Raw genomic sequence first — 20,110 nt, 5'->3', positions numbered from 1 at the left:
TTGTATCACTACAAGGGTTTGATTTAGAGAAATGAGACCTCCCCAGTTAAGGTGCAAACTCTTCCCTTCCATCTATCTGCCACATTTACACCAATTGATTCTTACAGGTAGTTATTGGACTTTAGCTTCTTTTGCAGCCTTATCCTCAACTGTTGCCTTCTATGTGATTTCTGTTCGTCAGACCGGAAGTTTGCCTCTTGCTTCCTTCAGATTCCATGTCACCATGGACACCCTTGCATTTGGCTAGGTGCTTTCCACTACTAGGACGCACTCGGGACTTGAACCCGTTAGAGTTTGCCCATGCTGGGCAAACAAAAAACGTCCTTAGCTAAAATTAGCTAAGGACGAAATCTTTTCGTGGTACCACCTTAATTCGAAAGTAGTCAACTACTTTCCTCAAGTTCTACATTTAATTTTATACGATGTCGTGTAATTCAGTCATCAAGTGTTGATCGATTCGCAGCACCATCGATTTTCTGGGCAAGGGACTTCATGCTTACTAAAGACAAAGACACATTCTTTGTGTAAGAGATAAGACGTTGAAGCTACTATACCAAGTTCACTCTAAAAAGGCTAGCTTTTTATCCACTTTCTTTGTTTTTTTCTTTTTTTCAGGATAAACTAAAAAGAAAAAGGAGTTTTTCAAATGAATCCAACAGTCGTTTTACATTATTGGTTTCAAGAAATTTCGCCCGATAAATGGTTTAATGGAGGCGACGCTTTTGATCAAGAACTCACGAAACGCTTCTCAGAAGTTTTGGCACAAGCTGCTCGAGGAGAGTTGGCTCATTGGCGAAAAAACATTCACGGTAGGCTTGCTGAAATCATTGTCCTAGATCAATTTTCACGTAACATCTATCGTGGGACCGCGCAAGCCTTCGCTTCAGATGCTGTCGCACTCGTCCTTGCTCAAGAAGCACTGAAACAACCCGACTTCAAGGAGCTATCTGCGACAGAAAAAGGATTTTTATACTTGCCGTTTATGCATAGCGAATCGCTCGTTATTCACGAAGAAGCGCAGCTTTTGTTTCAAGAACCGGGATTAGAAAAGCAATTGACTTTTGAAGAAGGTCATCGGGCGATCTTAGAAAGGTTTCATCGATACCCTCATCGCAATCAAGCACTCGGACGTGTTTCGACACCGGAAGAAATAGCATTTCTAAAACAGCCCCACTCCTCCTACTAATCGAGATGCTCTCTTTTGGAAAGGTGCCTTAAGGTGTCCTTTCCTTTTTTTCTGCCATCCCGACTTTAAATGCTAGAAAATAAATCCCACCTAAAAGAACACCGCCGCCGACTAGGTTCCCAAACCAGACAAAAAATAAGTTTGAAAAGAAAGCACCCCAAGTCACGCCACCAGCTAGAATCCCTGCCATAATTAAAAACATATTGGCGACAACGTGTTGGTAACCAGCGATTACAAAACCAGCGACAGGAAGAAAGGTACCTACAATTTTCCCAATAAAATCTTTTGAAGCAAGATTCATATAAACACCTGCACAAACTAAAATATTGCAAGCAATCCCAGATAAAAACGCCTGTAGTGGTGCATCCGCTACGCGTCCTTGCGCAACCAAAATGGTTCGTTCAGCAAAGCTTCCATCGAGTGTCTTTGAATAATAACCAAATAAGAAGGCGACACCGACGGCACCAATAAAGTTAAAAAAAGTCACTAAGACCATATTACGAACCCATTTCTTTCGCGTAATTACCTTTGCATATAAGGCCATTGTCACGACAAGCATATTCCCTGTGACTAGCTCGCCGCCTAATAAAAGCAAACAAATTAAACCAAATGGGAACATGAGCGCTCCTAGTAAATTGGTTAAAGTCCCCCATTCACCGGGCATGGTCCCCATTGTACGAATCATAGCAACACCTGCTAGGGCAATAAAGATGCCAGCCATTATGCCTAACATCGCAATGGTTAACCCACTATATTCAGCCTTCATCTTTCCTCTTTTGATTGCTTCATCAACTAATTCTTGTGGTGATAGTGACATTTTTTTCCACTTCCTTTTCTTTTTCCTCTAAGTTCAAACATTTTGTTATATCTAATTTGTTATATTTTTCACTATTATATTACCACATTTTTTATATAAAGAAAGGAAAATTTTATTTATTTTACAAAAAAGGAAAAACGGAGGAACACACGATAACAATGACTTACTCGGATTTTAACAATTAAAAACGAGCGCAGCGACGCTTTCTTCACATCGCCATTTCACTTTTATAAAATTTCTATTATCGACATCATGCTCAAATATTCTCTAACACAAAAATGAAATTGAGTGATCTTTCCCCGTTTTTTCCTGATCAATGATTCCAAAGAACTTCTCCCGACAGTCCTCAGAGCTGTTTACAAAACGCTTCCTGATTCGCGAGACTGGATAGCAAAAAAGAGGCGCCGATTTTTCGTAACCTCTTGAGATTGCTTTCTTCCCTTTAAGCATTTATTTCTATCTATTGTTGTATGTTTCGTCGCAACGGGATTACAAAGATCGTCAGGGTCGCAAAGTCCGCTTGCTTTTGCGCACTTCCTTAGTTTTTTGTTTATCCAAACGTCTTCCGTCAACGCTTAATAACGCAAGCATCACGTATAAAATCCAAGTTTCCCGATGATATAGCAAGTAACTCGGCTGCCACCTGCTTGCATATTTCGCTTTATACCTACGTAATCCTTGAAAAGAATAGAATCGTGAACCAAATTGATACACTAAATGAGCCACGCGTTCTTGGATGAAACTTTTTCGCATCACACCGACATTCGCTAAAGGAGCCATCCCTAAACTAAAAAAAGTTAGGCCTTGTTCGCGACTTCGTTCAAATAAATGGATAAATAAATAATCCATCGTACCTGAAGGCGCCTTATCCGGATGATGGCGCATGAGGTCAATTGTTGTCACGTCTTGCTCATAAGCAGGGATAATATTGGCAAAGGCGACAATTGTCTTATCTGGTTTACGCACAATAGCAATCTCTGAACGTTGCAAGTAATCTTCCGAAAAGAAACCTAGTGAAAAACCCTTTTCTTTTCGAGAGCCTAGCCATGCATCAGAAACTTCTTTTAGCTCTTGTAAAAACTCCTTGGAAAAAGGTGGCTGAACGACTTCAAAAACCAAGCCTTCTTTTGTTAGTTTATTGACTAGGGCACGATTGCCTTTCATTTTCTTTCCCGACAAGGTAAATGTAGGGAGAAAGACTTGCGCTTCTTCCCCCATTTTAAAGAAATCATAGCCGTATTCATGTAATAAAAACACCATCGATTCACTCACTTCATAAAAAACAACCGTGTAGCCAAGGCGGTCCGCTTCTTCAATCAAGGCTGCAACCGCTGCGGGAAAATCATCAACGTTTCCTGATGGATCCCCCATTACAATACATTTATTATTTTCGATACCAAATTGAAAAAAAACAGTTGCTTTCTCCGCTTTTTTATAAATAAACAAACGCTTATCTCCCAGAAAAGCTAACGAGCTATTAAGGTTCCCACCATTGTTCTGTAAGATTTCTTCTACAATTGGTGCCGCGAAAGCTTGACCCAACTTTCTTTTTTCTCCTTGTAAACAGCGAATCCATAAGTAACTCAACAATGTAAGAAATAACAAAAAGGAAAATAGAAAGAACCAACTCTTCCCCGTCATTGCAAACAGTTTGTGCCAATTCTTTTGATGTATACCTGGATGCCTTTTCCCAATGGCTTCAACGCTAAAATACGTGTACAAAAAGAAAGTAGAAAAAACCAGGATCATATCAACCGTCAACCATTCCCAAGCATAGATAAATTGCAGACGAAAAAGTTCTTTTCGACTACTAAAAGTGATAAGGCTCAGGTAGAGGAGAAAAAAGAATAAGATTCCTTGGTTACCAATTACCAAAAAATACAACATTGTCACGACGTTTAAACCAAGTGCTAGTAAATAGCTTGATTTGACTTTCGCAGCTAAGGCACGTCCAGCAAGTAAGAAAAACCAACCGAGCAAAAAGTGGAGCAATCGTACAGATGGAATAAATGAAACATTTCCTCCAAAATGAAAAGGTTCTGGTAAAACGGGATTGAGCAAAAGAACAAGACCAAACACATAGTAGCCGAGAAAGGAGAGTTTGTGTAACAATTCTAACCACAAGCGCTTAGGAACTCCTTCATAACGCGTGTTCAGTAGTGTACCAGTGGTGTAAGCAAATAAAGGAAGGGTAATGAAAAATGGAAAAATATAATAGAACAAACGATACAATAAGAGCCAACTTGCTACGACTTCTTTTGATAGCCCGAGAGGCGTTAAGCTTAACAGCATGATTAAATCAAAACTACCAAAAGCACCGGGAATCATCGAAATTATCCCAATGACAGAGGAGGCAACAAATAAAGGAAGTAGTATTTTCACTTCATAAGAAATCCCCAGCATATAGCCGACAAAAAGAAACATTCCTAATGCGCCACTCCACTCTAGAAAAGAAGTCAAAAGGAGCGCTGCTTGTTCTTTTCGATTCACTTTTAAAGCGGTTCGTTGATGTAGAAAAAGATTGAGGAGTAACACCAAAGGAAAGTAGAGACTTCCACCCAATAACCAAGGCCAGTAGTGTCTAACAGCATTCGATGCATCAGTCAGCCAAAGGAAGCCAAGACCGATCAAGCTGTAAATGGATAAGCCTGACATCATAAATAAAAGTACCTTGGATAATGATTGTGCCATTGTTTTCGATGTTTGATTTTTTCCGTAATACTGCGAACGTAAACCAATACTAATCAATCCGCCAAAACCTGCAACATTATTCACCGTATTAATCATCCAACTCGTTTGAAACAAAGACTTCTTTTCCTTTTTTTGTTTGAGTGTTTGATTTAAAACCCAGTCGTAACCAACCATCGGCAAGACGGCCAACACCCCCGCAAAAAATAAGACAATGACCTTCCAAGGAGCAATTTGTGCCAATCCTTCGAACAACTTACGATACGAAAGACTTTTATTCAATAAAAGAAACTCACGGACAACAATCAGGACCACAGAAGTAAAAAAAATAAATTGAAACACTTTGACATATTTTTGAAAGACTTGATTTATTCTTTGCATATTTACTCCTCCTATTTTTTGTCAAAAAAGGCGAACACTGCTTGATTAAAGCTTTGTGGATTCGTCCTCGCGTAGAAATGATTACCACTAGGCATTCGTAGAAAAGATGCGCGAGGAATATGACGTGCCAAATATTTTGAATGCCGTAATTTCACGACATCATGACGACCGACGATTACTAGCACAGGGCAAACGATTTGTCGCAATTGACGCTCAGAAACCCCTATCGCTCCTGTCATTAAGCGAGCGACCCGTAACTTCACTTGATATTTTTTTTGAAAGATCGCTAACATACGGTAAAAAAGCACTTGACATAAGCTGAATACATTCGCCCAGGCTTTGATACCGGAGACTTGGGTATTGCCAGAATTTAAGACGAGCGCTTGCACTTTTTCAGGATATAAAACAGTGAAAACAAGGGCCAAATTGGCACCATCACTGAATCCTAAAAGATTCACCTTTTTCAACTCTTCTGCTTGCATGAGCTCCGATAAGTCTCCTGCCATTAAAGGAAAATCCAAAAAGTCTTGCGTATTCGTTGATTGGCCATGGTTGCGACTATCGATTGCATACACCGTAAATCTCTGAGCAAAAACTGCCACTTGTTCGGAAAAATAACGACCATCGCCTCCATTACCATGTAATAAAAACAAAGGATCCCCAGCCCCACTTTTTTCATAATAAAGTAAGGTGCCATCTTGCATCTCTAAATGATTTGCACGCAATTTAATCACTCCTAACTGACTTCATTTTCTTCTATCATACGCCGAATCCCTCAACTTTTCTTATTTTTATTCGTATTCAGATAATCGATGAATGAGTTTTAGTGGATTTTCCTCTGCAAATACTTGTCGTAAGATTTCCGGACTCCCTTCTAAGTATTGAATTAAAGCAAAGAGTTTTTTAAATTGCGGATCTTTTAATTCCTCATGGCGAACTGCCAATAGCAAGACCAGTTGCACCTTCTCACCATGCCAGTCCATCGGTTCTCGCAAGGTGGCAATCGAAATGGTTGAAGAACGAACGAGTAGCGGATTGCCATGTGGCAAAGCAATAAAAGGCGCTACTCGCGTACTTGAACGACTCTCACGCTCGATTAAGGAGGTTAAAAAATCTGGGTGAACGTACGCATTTTCAATCAATTCATGCGTAAGATGCGCAAATAATTCTTGCACATTCACACAATTCATTTGTGGATAAACCAAAAACGGACTCGTAAAACGAGCGAGATCGAAAGTTTTTTTTGTTTTTCGAGGTTGGTGGTTGACCATATATTTTAAAATATTTGCCAAGTCATCCGCCGTAATCATCGGCGAAATTAAGACAACGGGTACCTGCGCCCCATCAAGCGGCAACGTACTTAAGATAAAATCAACGGCATGAATGTTTTCTTCTGCCCCTTCCTGATATTCAATGACCTGTTGGATTGTCAATTCTGGAATTTCTCGATTTAAACGAGCCTCTAAAAAAGTGGCCATTGAACGCGTGTATTGACTCACTAAAACAGCTTCGAAATGTTTTGGTTGCCGCTGTTGTTTTTTTCGCTCAAAGGCTGCTTGAAAATGGACAGTTAAATAGGCAATTTCTTCTTGAGGGATATAAAGCGCGTCACCTGTCAAAAATTCTTCTAAAACCATTTGAATAACTAAAAACAAATGCGTATACGTCCGCAAGATTTCTTTTGTTAAAGGATTCGAAATAGAAAACCCATGATTTACTCGAAAATAAGTGGATGAAAGATGGGCCATTAAATTTTGCTTTAATGTTTCATCTTGATTTAAGTCCATTGTCATTAACTGTGACACCCGATGAATCAAATGCGTCGTTAATGCCTCTGTTTGCATTGACGGTTGCTGGTCTTCTTCTTTTGGTAACACACTGGTTAAACGTAATGCCAAATAATCAATCTCATTCGGAGAAAAAACAACGGGATATACATCGGCTAGTTTTGCCAACAACTGACTACTCAGTCTTTGTGCTAAGGTATTTTCCACAAATTCATGTTCTTCTGGACTGAGAAGCACCGTTTCTGATTGCCACATTCGCTCCAACATAAAATAAAGGTGGATATCGATACTCGAAAGTTCTTTGTGGTAATCAATTTTTTCTTTTAACAAAACCTCACGTAAAATTCGTTGAATGTGTGCCAAAATATCTTTGGAGAAAAAATCTTTTAACATCATTGTCTGTGGATCACTTTTTTGAATGATTTTTAAATTTTGAGCTAGTAATTCCCTTTTCTTTCGTTCCGAACCTTCAACAAGTGTCCCAATTCGAGGTTTGGAGATGAGCGTCAAACCATGATAAGAAAAAAAGGAATGTGCTTCTTCCAAGTTTTTTTTGATTTCATTGCGACTGACAAACAGTTTTTCTGCGAGTTCTTCTAATGATTGCGCTTCTTTAGCCATGAGTAAATGAAAAACTAATAGTTCCAAACGCTTTTCCTCTTCAAATACTTGACTATGAAACTGCTGTGACACTTTCATCGCCAGTTGTTGCTTTTCTTGCATGGGGGCCGCGATTTTCACGCCCGTGCCTTTCTTTCGCTCTAGCTGGACATTTCCCAGATGCTTGGCTAAGTATTCTTCTATGCGATTGAGATCCGATTGGACTGTTCGTTCAGAAACTGAAAACTCTTTTGCCAGTATTTTAGTGGTTTGATAACTGGTTTGTTTTAATAAGTATAAAAGTAGCTCTTGTTGGCGATGATTCAATGGACTCCCTCCTTCACATTGCTTTTTCAGTTTACTTCCATCTTACCATTTTTCACTTAAAAAGCAGATTGGTTTGTCCCTTAACCACCTCGTTTCAATAAGATGGTCCTTGCATGAAAAAGGGACAGCAAAAAACCTTCTCAAAATCAGTGCGTTCACCGAATTTGAAAAGGATTCTTTGGTTACATTTCTGCAAATAATGCTTTAATCGCTGCTTTATCTTTCGCATCCATTAAGTTTTGACGGAAATCGTCATCCATTAATTTGCGCGATAAGCGTTGTAAAATTTTCAGATGCATATCGCCTTCTGCATCTTTTGGTACAGCAATCATAAAGATTAAGTGTGAGGGTTCACCATCTAAGGCTTGCCAGTCTACTCCTGCAATGCTTCTTGCAAAAGCTAAGGTTGGCGTTTGGACACTGTCAGATTTCCCATGAGGAATGGCAATCCCCATCCCGATACCTGTCGTACTTTCTGCTTCACGTGCATAAATCGCTTCTTTAAAGGCATCTGCACTTAGAACATTGCCAGTTGCAGCTAAACGTTTCGTTAAGTCATCAATGATGGCGTCTTTTGTTCCTACCTCAACATCTAGAACAATCGAGTCATCCACAATGATGTCCAAAATGGAATGAAGTTCCGTAGCTTTTTCTTCTGTTTTCGCTTCGCTTCTTGCTTCAGTTGGTTTTGGTGCCGCTGGTGCTTCAACGGCAATCACTTCAACATTTGGTTTTAAGATACTTAAAAGGAAGACGGTTGTTGCAATTCCTGCTGCTACCGCAACAAAGAACATGAAGACATTTCCAACTGCACCTAGAATAGCCACAATTGGACCGCCATGAGCGACTTGATTCGTCACGTTGGTTAACATGGCAATCACACTACCAACCATTGATCCAACAACGATACTTGGAATCACACGTACTGGATCCGTTGAAGCAAAAGGAATTGCTCCTTCCGTAATTCCAAACAATCCCATTGCAAACGCTGCTTTTCCAGCTTCTTTTTCTGGACGCGTAAATTTATTTTTTAGCACAAATGATGCCACACCTAGGGCTAATGGTGGAATACAAATCGCAACAGCAATTGGACCCATAATGGCGTAATTGCCTTCTGCAATTAACCCTGAACCAAATAAGAAAGCGACTTTGTTAAAAGGACCACCCATGTCAAAGGAAATCATTGCACCTAAAATCATGGCTAAAATAATTTCACTTCCACCTTGCATACCAACTAAAAAGTCAGTTAACGATTGGAACAACCAAGCAACTGGTTCACCAATGATATAAATAAAAGCTAACCCAACAATCACAGACGACAGGATTGGAATAATAATAATTGGCATAATTGATTGCACGACTTTTGGTACTTTTACTTTTCGCATTCCTAGCACGATAAAACCAGCTAAGAAACCTGTCACAATTCCGCCTAGGAACCCAGCATTGGCATCACTACCATAGAGTGAACCATTGGCTGCTAACATTCCTCCGACAAAACCAGGAACTAAGCCCGGACGATCAGCGATACTTTGCGAAATAAATGCCGATAGCACTGGAACCATTAAGCCCATCGCTACGCCACCAATAGCAAGTAAAGTCGACCAAATGGTGCCTTCTGAGACAACAATTCCTTCTAAAGTGGCTTGCCCACCTAAAGAAAGGGAAATCGCAATAAGTAACCCACCAGTTACAACAAAAGGTACCATGTAAGAAACACCATTCATCAGACTCTTATAAATTTTTTGGCCGATACTTGTCGCTTCTTTTTCTTGTTCTGCGTGTTGCGTGCTTGTATCACTCGCATGAATTGCTGCTTTTCCATCTAAAATTTGTTGTGCAAGTTGAACTGATTTATGAACACCATCTTGAACACTTGCATTGACGAGTGGCTTCCCAGCAAAACGAGACAAGTCCACATTCGTATCCGCTGCAATAATGACTCCTTCTGCTTCTAAGATGTCTTGTGCAGTTAAAGCATTCTCAACACCAATTGAACCGTGCGTTTCCACTTTAATTTCAATTCCTAGCTCTTTACCCGCTTTTTCTAAATTTTCGGCTGCCATATACGTATGCGCAATACCAACGGGACAAGAAGTAATTGCTACTATTTTCTTCATTATCAAACACTCTCCTTCGCTAGTTATTATAACCTTTCTAATTTCTTCATTAAGTCCAACTTGTTTCATTTATAACGGCAATCTGAAGCAGATTCAAATTTAGGTAAAAAAAGAGCAAAGATGACTGACATCTTCGCTCGAAATAAAAAGATTCACAATTAAACAATTTCAAAAGTTACTTTGACGTTATTACGTAAAGCTTTTGAATAAGGACAAACTTGGTCCGCTTTTTCAACTAACTCTAGCGCACGGGCTTCATCAACACCCTCAATGTGTGCTTCTAAGGTTACTTCAATATGGAAGCCTTCGACATCATCTGCGAATAAGCCTACTCGAGCAGTAATTGTACTTGGATGAACATCATTTTCACGGTCCATCACTAATTCCAATGCACCATTGAAGCATGCGCTATAGGCTGCAGCAAACAATTGTTCAGGATTCGTTGCATGTTCCACTTTTTTACCAGGTGAAGTCACATTGTATTCAAAACTATGATCGGGTGAATAGACTTTACCTTCGCGGCCACCAGTGTTCGTGATTTTTGTTTCATAAACTTTTTTCATTGATGATTCCTCCTACTTTTTCTGCTAATTGATTGATTTGATGGAGTAGATCAAAATAATTTTCCTCATCTTCAGTCACAATTGTCAAACAACTTTGCACGGTTGCAAGAATCGCTTCTTTTGACTCCTTGGCCTGAGAAGTCAATTGAATCACCACAATCCGCTCATCGATTTGACTACGTTTACGCGTCAAGTAACCATTTTGCTCCATCCGTTTAATCATTGGTGTCAATGTGCCACTATCGAGTGATAGGACTTTGCCAATTTCTGACACACTTTGTTGATCCTTCTCCCATAAAACTAATAGCAGTAAATATTGAGTATAAGTTAGACGGTAGGGTTCTAACGCTACAGTATACATTCGATTCAATTCTTTTTGTGCGCGGTATACTGCAAAACATAATTGTTCATTAACGACCGATTGAATCATTTCTCTCACCTCATCTAAATACATTGTACACAATTCAATTTTAAAAAACAAGTCTTTTGTTTTATTTTGCTTCACTCATTAACTTCGAAAAAGTTGGTTCAGGAATTACTTCTTTTAATACGGTTTCTAAGTCATGATAAAAATCATTGTCTGCACGAAAGCCTTCTGTCTTACATAAATAAAATCCTAGCTTGTGATACAAAACAACCGCCGGATAACTCCAAGTTTGCGTGTGAAGCATCACGCTCTTTCCTGGATCTAAATGAGGAAAAAGAGACATCGCCTTTGAAACAATCGCCCGACCTAAGCCTAGGCCTTGACAAGTCGGGTCGACACTCACCCAGTGCAGCATCGGTTGATATTTCTCATCCTTTATCCCAATCCAAGCCGTTGCTGTTGCCACGACTTTTCCTTGAGGATTTTCAATGAAGACTTGACGTTCCTTGACCGCTGCAATCCCAATTCCAAACGCCTGCGCAATTTTTTTGAAATGCGCTCCTTCCTCAGTGAATTCTGAAGTATAGCGAGCTTGCGCTTCCTCTAGCGTATCAAATTCACCGACTGCTCGTTCAAGAGCTGCCCATTGCTTGGCATCCCCTGCTTGAAAAAAACGATAGTGATAACCGGTTGGTAATTTTGGCACATCAATTTTCAACACATCTTCTGCTGCGATTTTCATATAAATGTGTTTGAACGGTACGGTTTTTATTAACATTGATTCATCGACTCCTTTTTCTTTTTAGTTTATCAAAATAAGACAAGAAAAAGTAGATGGGACCTTAAGCTGTCTCACCTACTTTTTCTTGTCTTTTAAATCATTACCGTCAGTGTCGCCGCAAAAATAATTAAGGCGAGCCCCGACAAGGTAACGGTCATTTCTTTTTTTGTTTTCTTTTGGCTAAGGAAATAAATACCTGTTAAGGTGCCGATGACAACGGACGTTTGAGATAAGATAAAACCAGTTGCCAATCCATTCATGTTTGGTTGCGCTGAAATTAAATACGTCAAAGCCGCAAAAGCAAAAGCAATCCCCGATAAAATGTGTTGGTAAGAAAGCTTCTCGCTTAAGGCTGACTTCTCCCCTTTTTCTGTAAATGAAAGCCAGCCGCTATACAAAATAGCAACGAATAACATGCCTATTGCTTGAGGTAAGAAGGCAGCCTGTCCACTCACATTCGTTGCTTGGGGTGCTGCTGAATAAGCCCAGTAACCAATACCACCTATGATTAACAAAATAACGGCTTTTTTTAATCGTTCTGCATTTTGTTCGTTCTTCATTTCCGTCCAAACGGTAAAACGTGCACCAATCACAATTAAAACCAAAGCAAAGAGACCAATGATTTTATTCGTCGTTCCTGGCCAATTCCCTAAGTAAAATGCCCCCCAAAGAGCGGTTACGAGCAATTGAACCGCGGTCGTAATCGGTAAAGCTTTCGATGAACCGACAAGTTCAAATGATTTGAACGTAATAATTTGTGCCATGGCCCATCCAATACCTGACAATAAAGAAAAAAATAAATCTCTTCCTTGAGGCAAGGCGGTTTGTGTGATGATTGAAAAAACAAGTGCAAAAATGAACGCGCCTAGAGTTGTACCTAAGATTTGATTAACTGGCCGTCCCCCAATTTTTGAAGCGATTGTTGGAAATAAGCCCCAACCAATCACCGGGCATAAGCCAATGAAAAGTGCTGTCGTATTCATAAAATCCTCCTTGCAAGTCGTCGGTCGACTCGCGTTTTCATCGATTGCATGAAAACATGCAAATCAATTGCAAAATATAACATAGTTTACATCACTTTTCAACAGTTCTTCCTCTTTCAATCCTTTTTCACTCGCTTGCTTTTGATAGTTCTTCAACTTGCACGACAACCAAGTCCCCGCTCTTTCGTTCCAAGGAAAAAACCAAGCGACGGTCCTAGAAAACGGCCGTTGCTTGGTTGAGTATTTCTTTCAATAAAATTGATTGTTCCTTATTGGATAAGTTCCAATGGAGAATCAATCTGTTTTTCAATTGTTTTCCCTGAAAAATAATCGTAGGCTGCTTGTAAAGCTAGTCGTCCCATTTCTTCTGGTTTTTGTGCAATGGTGGCACTTAAACGTCCCGCTTCAATTGCTTTGAGACCATCTTCTGTACCATCAAAACCGACGACAACCAAGGATTCTTTTTTACCTAGCGCTTCCAATGCACCTAACGCCATTTCATCATTTTGGGCAAAAACCGCTTGGATGTCGCGATTGGCTTGCATGAGGTTTTCCATCACAGTCAGCCCTTCCGCTCGATTGAAATTTGCCGTTTGTTGGTCTAAAACAGTCAAATGTGCTTTCGCAAACTCGTCAAAACCTTTTCCACGTTCGCGAGTAGCAGAGGCTCCTGGAACGCCTTCTAAAACGACGACCTTTCCTTTTTCACCAATCTGCTCCAGAATAAATTCAGCGGCCATTTTCCCACCTTCCACATTATTAGAAGCAACTGTTGTCAATAACGTACCCGATTCGCTGCTCCGATCGATCGCAATGACTGGAATCTCTGCTTGATTTGCCGCCTCAACTGCTGGAACGATCGCAGAAGAATCGACTGGATTAATTAATAAGATATCGACTTTTTGTTGAATTAAGTCATCGACATCATTGCTTTGTTTCGCACTGTCATCTTGTGCATCGACAAATTTGATGGTTGTTTGATTCTCCATCGCCAATTGATTCATCCCTTCTTGCATTGAAACGAAGAAAGGATTATTTAATGTTGATACGGAAACTCCTACAACAAGCTCTTCTGCTGTTTTTTCAGTAACTGATTGGTTCTCTGACTGACCACCTTCTAACGTTGCTACGCCACAACCTGAGAATAAAATCGTACTTAATGCAAGTAAAATAATTTTTTTCATATTTGTTTCCTCCTCGTAATTTTTTAAAAGCTTTATTTTCTTTTTCGGTCTAGTAGTACGGCAATAACAATCACGATACCTTTCACAATTTGTTGATAAAAACTCGAAACGCCTAAGAGATTCAATCCATTATTTAACGTACCAATGATTAATGCTCCGACCAGTGTACCAAAAATTCGTCCTCGACCGCCTGAGAGACTTGTTCCACCTAGAACAACTGCCGCAATCGCATCCATCTCATAGGCTTGACCGGCAGTTGGTTGTGCCGAATTTAAACGTGATGTAATAATCATGCCACTAATTGAAGCCATCAAACCTGAAATAGCATAAATGAAAATCTTCATCCGATCAATTTTTACACCTGCGATAAAAGCAGCTTTCTCGTTGCCACCAATTGCGTACGTTTTACGCCCAAACGCGGTTCGATGCAATAAAATTGCTAGAATCAAAAAGGTGAAAAACATTAAAACGACAGGAAAAGGAACCCCTAGTAAGTAACCCCTTCCAAGAAAGCGAAAAAAGAAACTATCTCCCAAACCAGTGATGGGATTCCCATCTGTTAAGACTAGTGTCGCTCCCCGATAAATCGTCATCGTTGCCAGGGTCGCAATAAAAGGTGCCATTTTTCCTTTTGAAACTAACAGCCCATTAATGGCACCTAAGAAAGCACCTGTGATTAAACCAATCAACACGGAGAGAACTGGCGATAGCCCATTGGCAATCATCCCTGCTGTAAAGGCACTCGATAAGGCTAACGTTGAACCAACAGACAAATCAATGCCTCCGGTTAGAATAACGAACGTCATACCAAAAGCAATAAATCCATTTGCTGAAACTTGTCGCAATAAGTTTAACAAATTGCTGACAGATAAGAAACTCGGGTTCATGATGGAGACAATCATGATAAGAACCAATAAGGCAAGTAAGGGACCGAGTTTTGACAAAATCGTGCCAATTTTCTTTGATTGTGTGAGTTGTTTTTCCATTTTAGTTTCCTCCTGTTGCATAAGTCATTATTTTTTCTTGAGTTGCTTCTTCACGCGTCACTTCTCCAGCCACTCGTCCTTCATGAATTACTAGGATACGATCACTGACACCCATCACTTCTGGTAAATCACTTGAAACAACGATGATTGCCATGCCACGATCTGCAAGTTCATTCATTAGCTGATAAATTTCTCGCTTGGCTCCAACATCTACTCCACGAGTTGGTTCATCTAAAATCAAAACTTTTGGTCCTACACCAATCCACTTCGCCAAAACGACTTTTTGCTGATTTCCACCTGATAATTCTCCGACAACATCTTCTCCTGAAATCGCTTTTATTTTCAAGCGCTGAATCATCAAGTTAATAAAATCTTGCTCCGTCTTGCGATCAATGAAACCATATTTAGAAAAATCTTGAATCGTAGGTAAACTTATATTTTCATTAATTGAAAAATCAAGCACCAATCCTTCTGTCTTGCGGTCTTCTGTCAAAAATCCAAAGCCATTGGTAATTGCTTGGCTAGGTGAATCATTTCGAATTCTTTGTCCATTGAGTTGAATTGTCCCATTTGCTAATGGGTCTAGACCGAAAATCCCTCGCATAATTTCTGTTCGACCAGCACCCATTAAGCCTGAAAAACCAAGAATCTCTCCACTTCTTAAAGTAAAATTGATGGATTGAAACACGTGATTTTCTGCAGTCAAATCCTCGACTTGTAAAACGATTTCACCAATCTCAGCCTTTTTTTCTGGATAATAATCGGAAAGTTCACGACCAACCATCTTTCTTACAACTTCTGTCATTGTGGTTTCATTGGTTGCTTTCGTATCAATCGATAAACCATCACGCATTACCGTAATTTCATCACTAATTTGAAAAATTTCTTCCATCCGATGCGAAATGTAAACAATCGCCACCCCTTTTTTCTTAAGACGATCAATGATTTGAAACAAGGTTTGAATTTCTGTTTCGGATAAGGCAGCGGTCGGTTCATCCATAATTAAAACTTGAGCATCTGTCATTAAGGCTTTTGTAATTTCGACCATTTGTTGCTGGCCAACAGATAAGTCGCCTGCTTCTTTTTCAAGTGGTATGTCGATACCTAATTGATCAAACACCATTTTTGCTTGCGCTTTCATTTTCTTCGTGTCCAACCAACCGAAAGCTTGTCGAATCTCTCGGTTTAAAAAGAGGTTGTCTAAAACGCTCATCGCGCTCAGGGTATTCATTTCTTGATGAATAAAACTAATGCCGAATTTTTCAGCTTCTTTTGGGTTGCTAAAAGTTCGAGCCTGTCCGTCAATCAAAATTTCTCCAGCATTTCGTTCGTGTAGTCCTGTTAAGATATTCATTAAAGTCGACTTTCCTGCACCGTTTTCGCCCATTAAGGCATGTATTTTGCCAGGAGATAACGTAATTGAGACGTTTTTTAATACTTGGTTGGTTCCAAATGACTTTTTAATATTTTTCATTTCAACAATCATCGATTTCTGCTCCTTTCTTAAAATAAAACCCCCGACGATAAGATCACATTGGCGTAGGGTGTCGCTTCACCTGTACGAACGACACACTGACTATGATTGGTTTGCCTTTTAAACGCTTCGTGTGTGATAAACTGAATCTCTATGCCTGGCAACAACTTTTTTATTTTTTCTAACTGACTCGGATTATGGACTTTTATTTCTTCAGCTAAAACTATTTTTTCAATAACCATCTCTTTAACGATCGTTTCTAGTACTTCTAAAAAAGATGGCGTACCCACTTGCAAGGCTAAATCAATTTTGGGGACATTTTTTGGAATCGGTAACCCCAGATCACCAATCGTTAATTGATCCGTGTGTCCTAAATCAGCCAGTACTTTTGCTATGTGACTATTCAAAATGCCATGTTTTTTCATAATTTGTACTTCCTTTCAATTGATCGATGGTTGGCATGCCACCTTGAGCTCCAAATTTTTGAACGGAAAAAGCTGCCGCTAGGTTTGCCAAGGCTAGGCTATCTTTTAAGGACAGTTGTTGAAGTAAAGCAAATGCGAATGCACCATTAAAGGTATCTCCTGCACCAGTGGTATCGAGTGCTTGTACTTGAATCGCTGGCACCAGTACTTCTGTTTGTCCATCAAAGAATAACGAACCCTTTGAGCCTAAAGTGACAATGAGTTGATTTGGATAGCGTTTTAAAACCTCTATCATTTCTTCACCGGGAAAAATCATTGCAAATTCATGTTCATTCGGTGTCAGATACGTCACTTTTCCAATCATTTCTTGCGCCAATTCCCGAGCCGGAGCAGGATTATAAATCGTTGGTATCCCAGCCTCCCAACACATTTGGATAATCGCTTCATTCGTTAATTGAGGAATTTCATTTTGTAAGATGACCAAATCACTCTGCAAAATATCTTCATTTAGGTCGGCAATTTTCTCTGGATTCAAGTGATTATTGGCACCTGGGACAACAATAATCCGATTGTCTTGTTCATATAAAGTAATATGGGCAGAGCCTGAACTTATATGTGGAACCCGTTCCACATTTGCTGTACAAATCCCATTGGCCGCTAAATTATCAATCAATTCCTGTCCAAATAAATCCGAGCCAACCGAACCAATCATTGCCACTTTTGCACCTAGACGGGCCGCAGCAACCGCTTGATTGGCTCCTTTCCCACCAAAAGCAATTTCAAATGCTTCACCAAAAACCGTCTCCCCTTGTTCTGGGTTTTGATTTGTGGTAACGACAAAATCCGTTGATAAACTCCCAATAACCGTAATCTTTTTACTCATTGCTTTTCCTTCTTTCTTAAGGTTTCTCGATGTACTAAGTGAACCGGTAAAATCATTTTTTTTGTCTGAACTTTTTGATTCGTAATTAATTGATGCAACATTTCCGCACCTTGATAACCGATTTGGAAAGCCGGTTGGTGGATAGTCGATAACCGCGGAACAACTAAATCACTAGTTGGAATATCATCGTATCCAATTAATTGTAAATCTTCTGGGATTTGATACCCTCTTTGATAGGCTTCTTGTAAAATCGCAATGGCATGGACGTCACTAGCCGCAATCACACTATCCACCTCTGGATAGGTCTCAAACAATGCTTTCGCCGTTGCACGAGCATCTTCTAATAAATATGAGCGCGAAACGATGACTTGATAAGCTTGCTCAGCTTTTATTAAAACTGCTTCTGCGCCAAGTTGCCTGTTTTTCGCCCGATCAAGAATGGTATCTGGGACACCAATGACCACAAGGTTTTTCGGCTTTCCAGCTAAAATCGCTTTTGCAGCAAGTTCCCCACCTTGCCAATCATCCGAATATACCGCATATTCTGCGGTTTTGTCTACTCGGTCAAGTAAAACCATGGGCGAATTCATCGGTTGAACCGTTGGGTTACCTACAGCTGATAAGATTCCTGCAATGTTATTTTGTTCAAACGCCTGTAAATAATGTTTGGTTTTTTCAGGGTTTTCTTGAATACTCCCTAAAATGACTTGATATCCTTTTTCGCTAAAATAGGCCTCTACCCCTTTGGCTATCAACGGAAAGAAGGGGTTCGTAATATCTGGCAAAAGCAAACCAATGAACTTGGACTTTTTTTGGAAGAGCGAACGCGCAACTTCATTTGGTGTGAAGTCCAATGCTTCTACTGCTTGATCAATTTTCTTTTGCGATTCTTTACTCACATAACCACTACCATTAATCGCGCGAGAAACCGTAGCGACGGATAAACCAGCTAGATTTGCCACATCTTTAATTGTTGCCATCGTGCTCCTCCTTCCTTTTTGCGTAACCGATTACACACATCTTAAATCATTTATTTTAAGATTGCAAGCTTTTCTTTACTCTTTTACTTATGAAGCGGTACTTTTCAAAAAAAAAGAGAGAGGATTCCTTCGATCCCCTCTTGTCTTACATGTACTTTCCCTTGCACAAATGAACGGGAAAAAGGAACCTTTAGCTTTTCTTTTTTCCATAAAAATAAACAGGGATTCCTGCTATTGTTAATCCAATTCCCGCTAAAACTAAGCCCGGTTGTGTCAGGGCAGTCATCACAAGAATAAAGGCTCCTCCAACCATCGCAATCATTGGTGTAATGGGGTAAAAAGGCACTTTATAGGGTCTTGGTAAATGCGGTTGTTTTTTTCTTAAAATAAATACTGCCGCAAAAATCAACAAGCTAAACAACCACATCACAAAAATCAACATGTCGGTTAATAAATCAAAACTACCAACCAGAATCATTGCACAACCAATTCCAAGTTGCAATAATGCAGGATAAATCGGCACATAGGTGCGGCGCGTAAGTTTCGTCAACTGAGGCGTAAAATAAAAGTCGTTTTGTAAAGCCACTGCATACGGTACTCGAATTCCGGTCATCGTATAGCCGTTTAGCGCCCCATAGACTGAAATTAAAATGCCAATCGTAATGACTTTCCCGCCAATTGTTCCAAACAAAACCGATGCAACTTCCGAAGAAGCGTTTAAATTTCCTGCAATTTGAGTAACAGATAAGGTTTTTAAAAAAACAAAGTTAATTGCCCAGTAAACGAGAGTGACAAAGCTCAATCCTAAAATAATCGCTTTTGGCAGATCTTTGACTGGATTTTTCATCTCTCCGGCCACATTGCCGACATTTAACCAACCATCGTATGCAAAGAGGGTTGCCAGTAATGCCCCACTAAACCCCGCTAACCACGATTGATTCCCACCGATTTCAAGATTCACTAACGAAATGGCAACCTCACCAGGTGTGAATAATCCAACAAGGATGATGATAAAAATAGGTAAGAGTTTGACAATTAATGTAAAAGACTGGACGCGAGAAGCCACTCGGGTACCTAGTAAGTTAATTCCCGTAATACTCACAGCCGTCGTAATCGCTAAAGGAACCAGCAAGTCATTATTTAAACGGAACAAATTAATTAATTGTGTTGCAAAAATAATACTTAAGGCTGCAATATTCGCTGGGTAATAAATAATTGATTGGGCCCATCCAAGTAAAAACGCTGGAAGTTTTCCATAAGTCACTTCAATGTATTGAATGGCGCCACCCGTCTTAGGAATAGCCGTCGCTAATTCTGCGACTGTTAGCCCACCGCAAATGGTTAAGAAGCCAGCTAACAGCCAAGCAAAAAGAGCCAGTCCTGCCGATTGTGTATGAGCGATGACTGCTGCTGCTTTAAAGAAGACTCCAGCCCCAATTACTGTTCCCATTACTGTCGATAAGGCGCCTACTATGGAGATTTCTCTTTTTAATTCTGTTTGTTCCAACAAACACCACTCCTTTTTTCATTCACTGTTAGAAAGAGTATACTGAAACTTTCAATAAATTTCCATTAAAACTT

17 protein-coding genes are annotated in these 20,110 nt (G+C 39.9%); 1 reads left to right on the top strand and 16 read right to left on the bottom strand.

Going from position 1 to position 20,110, the window contains the following annotated elements; all coding sequences use genetic code 11:
* The first annotated feature begins 646 nt into the window (after positions 1 to 646).
* Positions 647 to 1,186 (top strand): DUF924 family protein, encoded by a 540-nt coding sequence (locus ACYSNO_RS07425; protein ID WP_461730436.1) that lies wholly within the window; start codon positions 647 to 649, stop codon positions 1,184 to 1,186.
* 28 nt (positions 1,187 to 1,214) lie between these two features.
* Here the strand turns inward: ACYSNO_RS07425 and ACYSNO_RS07420 are convergent, their stop codons facing one another.
* From ACYSNO_RS07420 to ACYSNO_RS07345, 16 genes are all read right to left on the bottom strand, one after another.
* On the bottom strand, positions 1,215 to 2,003 hold the full coding sequence (locus tag ACYSNO_RS07420) for a formate/nitrite transporter family protein (protein ID WP_461730435.1): 789 nt from the start codon (positions 2,001 to 2,003) through the stop codon (positions 1,215 to 1,217).
* Positions 2,004 to 2,504: 501 nt separating this feature from the next.
* Entirely contained in the window at positions 2,505 to 5,072 is a 2,568-nt protein-coding gene (gene mprF / locus ACYSNO_RS07415) for a bifunctional lysylphosphatidylglycerol flippase/synthetase MprF (RefSeq protein WP_461730434.1), read from the bottom strand.
* A gap of 11 nt (positions 5,073 to 5,083) precedes the next feature.
* Positions 5,084 to 5,806: an alpha/beta fold hydrolase gene (locus ACYSNO_RS07410; RefSeq protein WP_461730433.1), complete on the bottom strand. Its 723-nt coding sequence runs from the start codon at positions 5,804 to 5,806 to the stop codon at positions 5,084 to 5,086.
* Positions 5,807 to 5,863: 57 nt separating this feature from the next.
* The gene (locus ACYSNO_RS07405) at positions 5,864 to 7,786 is read right to left on the bottom strand and encodes a BglG family transcription antiterminator (RefSeq protein ID WP_461730432.1); all 1,923 of its coding nucleotides are present in this window, start codon (positions 7,784 to 7,786) and stop codon (positions 5,864 to 5,866) included.
* Positions 7,787 to 7,968: 182 nt separating this feature from the next.
* Positions 7,969 to 9,903, bottom strand: a complete 1,935-nt coding sequence (locus tag ACYSNO_RS07400; RefSeq protein WP_461730431.1) for a fructose-specific PTS transporter subunit EIIC — start codon at positions 9,901 to 9,903, stop codon at positions 7,969 to 7,971.
* Between the two features lie 158 nt (positions 9,904 to 10,061).
* Positions 10,062 to 10,466 (bottom strand): Ohr family peroxiredoxin, encoded by a 405-nt coding sequence (locus ACYSNO_RS07395; RefSeq protein WP_461730430.1) that lies wholly within the window; start codon positions 10,464 to 10,466, stop codon positions 10,062 to 10,064.
* Entirely contained in the window at positions 10,450 to 10,896 is a 447-nt protein-coding gene (locus ACYSNO_RS07390) for a MarR family winged helix-turn-helix transcriptional regulator (protein WP_461730429.1), read from the bottom strand. The genes ACYSNO_RS07395 and ACYSNO_RS07390 overlap by 17 nt, the downstream gene beginning before the upstream one ends.
* Before the next feature lie 61 nt (positions 10,897 to 10,957).
* Positions 10,958 to 11,611 carry a GNAT family N-acetyltransferase gene (locus tag ACYSNO_RS07385; protein ID WP_461730428.1) on the bottom strand — a complete coding sequence of 218 codons (654 nt, stop codon included), beginning with the start codon at positions 11,609 to 11,611 and terminating at the stop codon, positions 10,958 to 10,960.
* Between the two features lie 95 nt (positions 11,612 to 11,706).
* Positions 11,707 to 12,597 (bottom strand): ribose/proton symporter RbsU, encoded by an 891-nt coding sequence (gene rbsU, locus ACYSNO_RS07380; protein WP_461730427.1) that lies wholly within the window; start codon positions 12,595 to 12,597, stop codon positions 11,707 to 11,709.
* Between the two features lie 269 nt (positions 12,598 to 12,866).
* On the bottom strand, positions 12,867 to 13,781 hold the full coding sequence (locus tag ACYSNO_RS07375) for a D-ribose ABC transporter substrate-binding protein (protein ID WP_461730426.1): 915 nt from the start codon (positions 13,779 to 13,781) through the stop codon (positions 12,867 to 12,869).
* 32 nt (positions 13,782 to 13,813) lie between these two features.
* A complete protein-coding gene (locus tag ACYSNO_RS07370; protein ID WP_461730425.1) occupies positions 13,814 to 14,767 on the bottom strand; it encodes an ABC transporter permease in 954 nt (317 codons plus the stop codon).
* Between the two features lies 1 nt (position 14,768).
* Positions 14,769 to 16,253 carry a sugar ABC transporter ATP-binding protein gene (locus ACYSNO_RS07365; protein WP_461730424.1) on the bottom strand — a complete coding sequence of 495 codons (1,485 nt, stop codon included), beginning with the start codon at positions 16,251 to 16,253 and terminating at the stop codon, positions 14,769 to 14,771.
* Positions 16,254 to 16,270: 17 nt separating this feature from the next.
* Positions 16,271 to 16,666, bottom strand: coding sequence for a D-ribose pyranase (rbsD, locus tag ACYSNO_RS07360; RefSeq protein WP_461730423.1), 396 nt, complete (start codon positions 16,664 to 16,666; stop codon positions 16,271 to 16,273).
* Positions 16,641 to 17,549 (bottom strand): ribokinase, encoded by a 909-nt coding sequence (rbsK, locus tag ACYSNO_RS07355; protein WP_461730422.1) that lies wholly within the window; start codon positions 17,547 to 17,549, stop codon positions 16,641 to 16,643. The genes rbsD and rbsK overlap by 26 nt, the downstream gene beginning before the upstream one ends.
* Complete coding sequence (locus ACYSNO_RS07350; protein ID WP_461730421.1) at positions 17,546 to 18,529, bottom strand: LacI family DNA-binding transcriptional regulator; 984 nt, start codon at positions 18,527 to 18,529, stop codon at positions 17,546 to 17,548. The genes rbsK and ACYSNO_RS07350 overlap by 4 nt, the downstream gene beginning before the upstream one ends.
* 190 nt (positions 18,530 to 18,719) lie before the next feature.
* Positions 18,720 to 20,036, bottom strand: a complete 1,317-nt coding sequence (locus ACYSNO_RS07345; RefSeq protein ID WP_461730420.1) for an APC family permease — start codon at positions 20,034 to 20,036, stop codon at positions 18,720 to 18,722.
* Between the last annotated feature and the right edge of the window lie 74 nt (positions 20,037 to 20,110).

The sequence above is a fragment of the Enterococcus sp. LJL98 genome (assembly GCF_054871745.1).
This window is presented reverse-complemented; position numbering and strand designations above follow the sequence as displayed.

Excerpts from the sequence above, each read along its gene's own strand:
- ACYSNO_RS07425 (WP_461730436.1), top strand. The coding sequence starts at position 647 with ATGAATCCAACAGTCGTTTTACATTATTGGTTTCAAGAAATTTCGCCC.
- ACYSNO_RS07420 (WP_461730435.1), bottom strand. The coding sequence starts at position 2,003 with ATGTCACTATCACCACAAGAATTAGTTGATGAAGCAATCAAAAGAGGA.
- mprF (WP_461730434.1), bottom strand. The coding sequence starts at position 5,072 with ATGCAAAGAATAAATCAAGTCTTTCAAAAATATGTCAAAGTGTTTCAA.
- ACYSNO_RS07400 (WP_461730431.1), bottom strand. The coding sequence starts at position 9,903 with ATGAAGAAAATAGTAGCAATTACTTCTTGTCCCGTTGGTATTGCGCAT.
- ACYSNO_RS07395 (WP_461730430.1), bottom strand. The coding sequence starts at position 10,466 with ATGAAAAAAGTTTATGAAACAAAAATCACGAACACTGGTGGCCGCGAA.
- ACYSNO_RS07390 (WP_461730429.1), bottom strand. The coding sequence starts at position 10,896 with ATGATTCAATCGGTCGTTAATGAACAATTATGTTTTGCAGTATACCGC.
- ACYSNO_RS07385 (WP_461730428.1), bottom strand. The coding sequence starts at position 11,611 with ATGTTAATAAAAACCGTACCGTTCAAACACATTTATATGAAAATCGCA.
- rbsU (WP_461730427.1), bottom strand. The coding sequence starts at position 12,597 with ATGAATACGACAGCACTTTTCATTGGCTTATGCCCGGTGATTGGTTGG.
- ACYSNO_RS07375 (WP_461730426.1), bottom strand. The coding sequence starts at position 13,781 with ATGAAAAAAATTATTTTACTTGCATTAAGTACGATTTTATTCTCAGGT.
- ACYSNO_RS07370 (WP_461730425.1), bottom strand. The coding sequence starts at position 14,767 with ATGGAAAAACAACTCACACAATCAAAGAAAATTGGCACGATTTTGTCA.
- ACYSNO_RS07365 (WP_461730424.1), bottom strand. The coding sequence starts at position 16,253 with ATGATTGTTGAAATGAAAAATATTAAAAAGTCATTTGGAACCAACCAA.
- rbsD (WP_461730423.1), bottom strand. The coding sequence starts at position 16,666 with ATGAAAAAACATGGCATTTTGAATAGTCACATAGCAAAAGTACTGGCT.
- rbsK (WP_461730422.1), bottom strand. The coding sequence starts at position 17,549 with ATGAGTAAAAAGATTACGGTTATTGGGAGTTTATCAACGGATTTTGTC.
- ACYSNO_RS07350 (WP_461730421.1), bottom strand. The coding sequence starts at position 18,529 with ATGGCAACAATTAAAGATGTGGCAAATCTAGCTGGTTTATCCGTCGCT.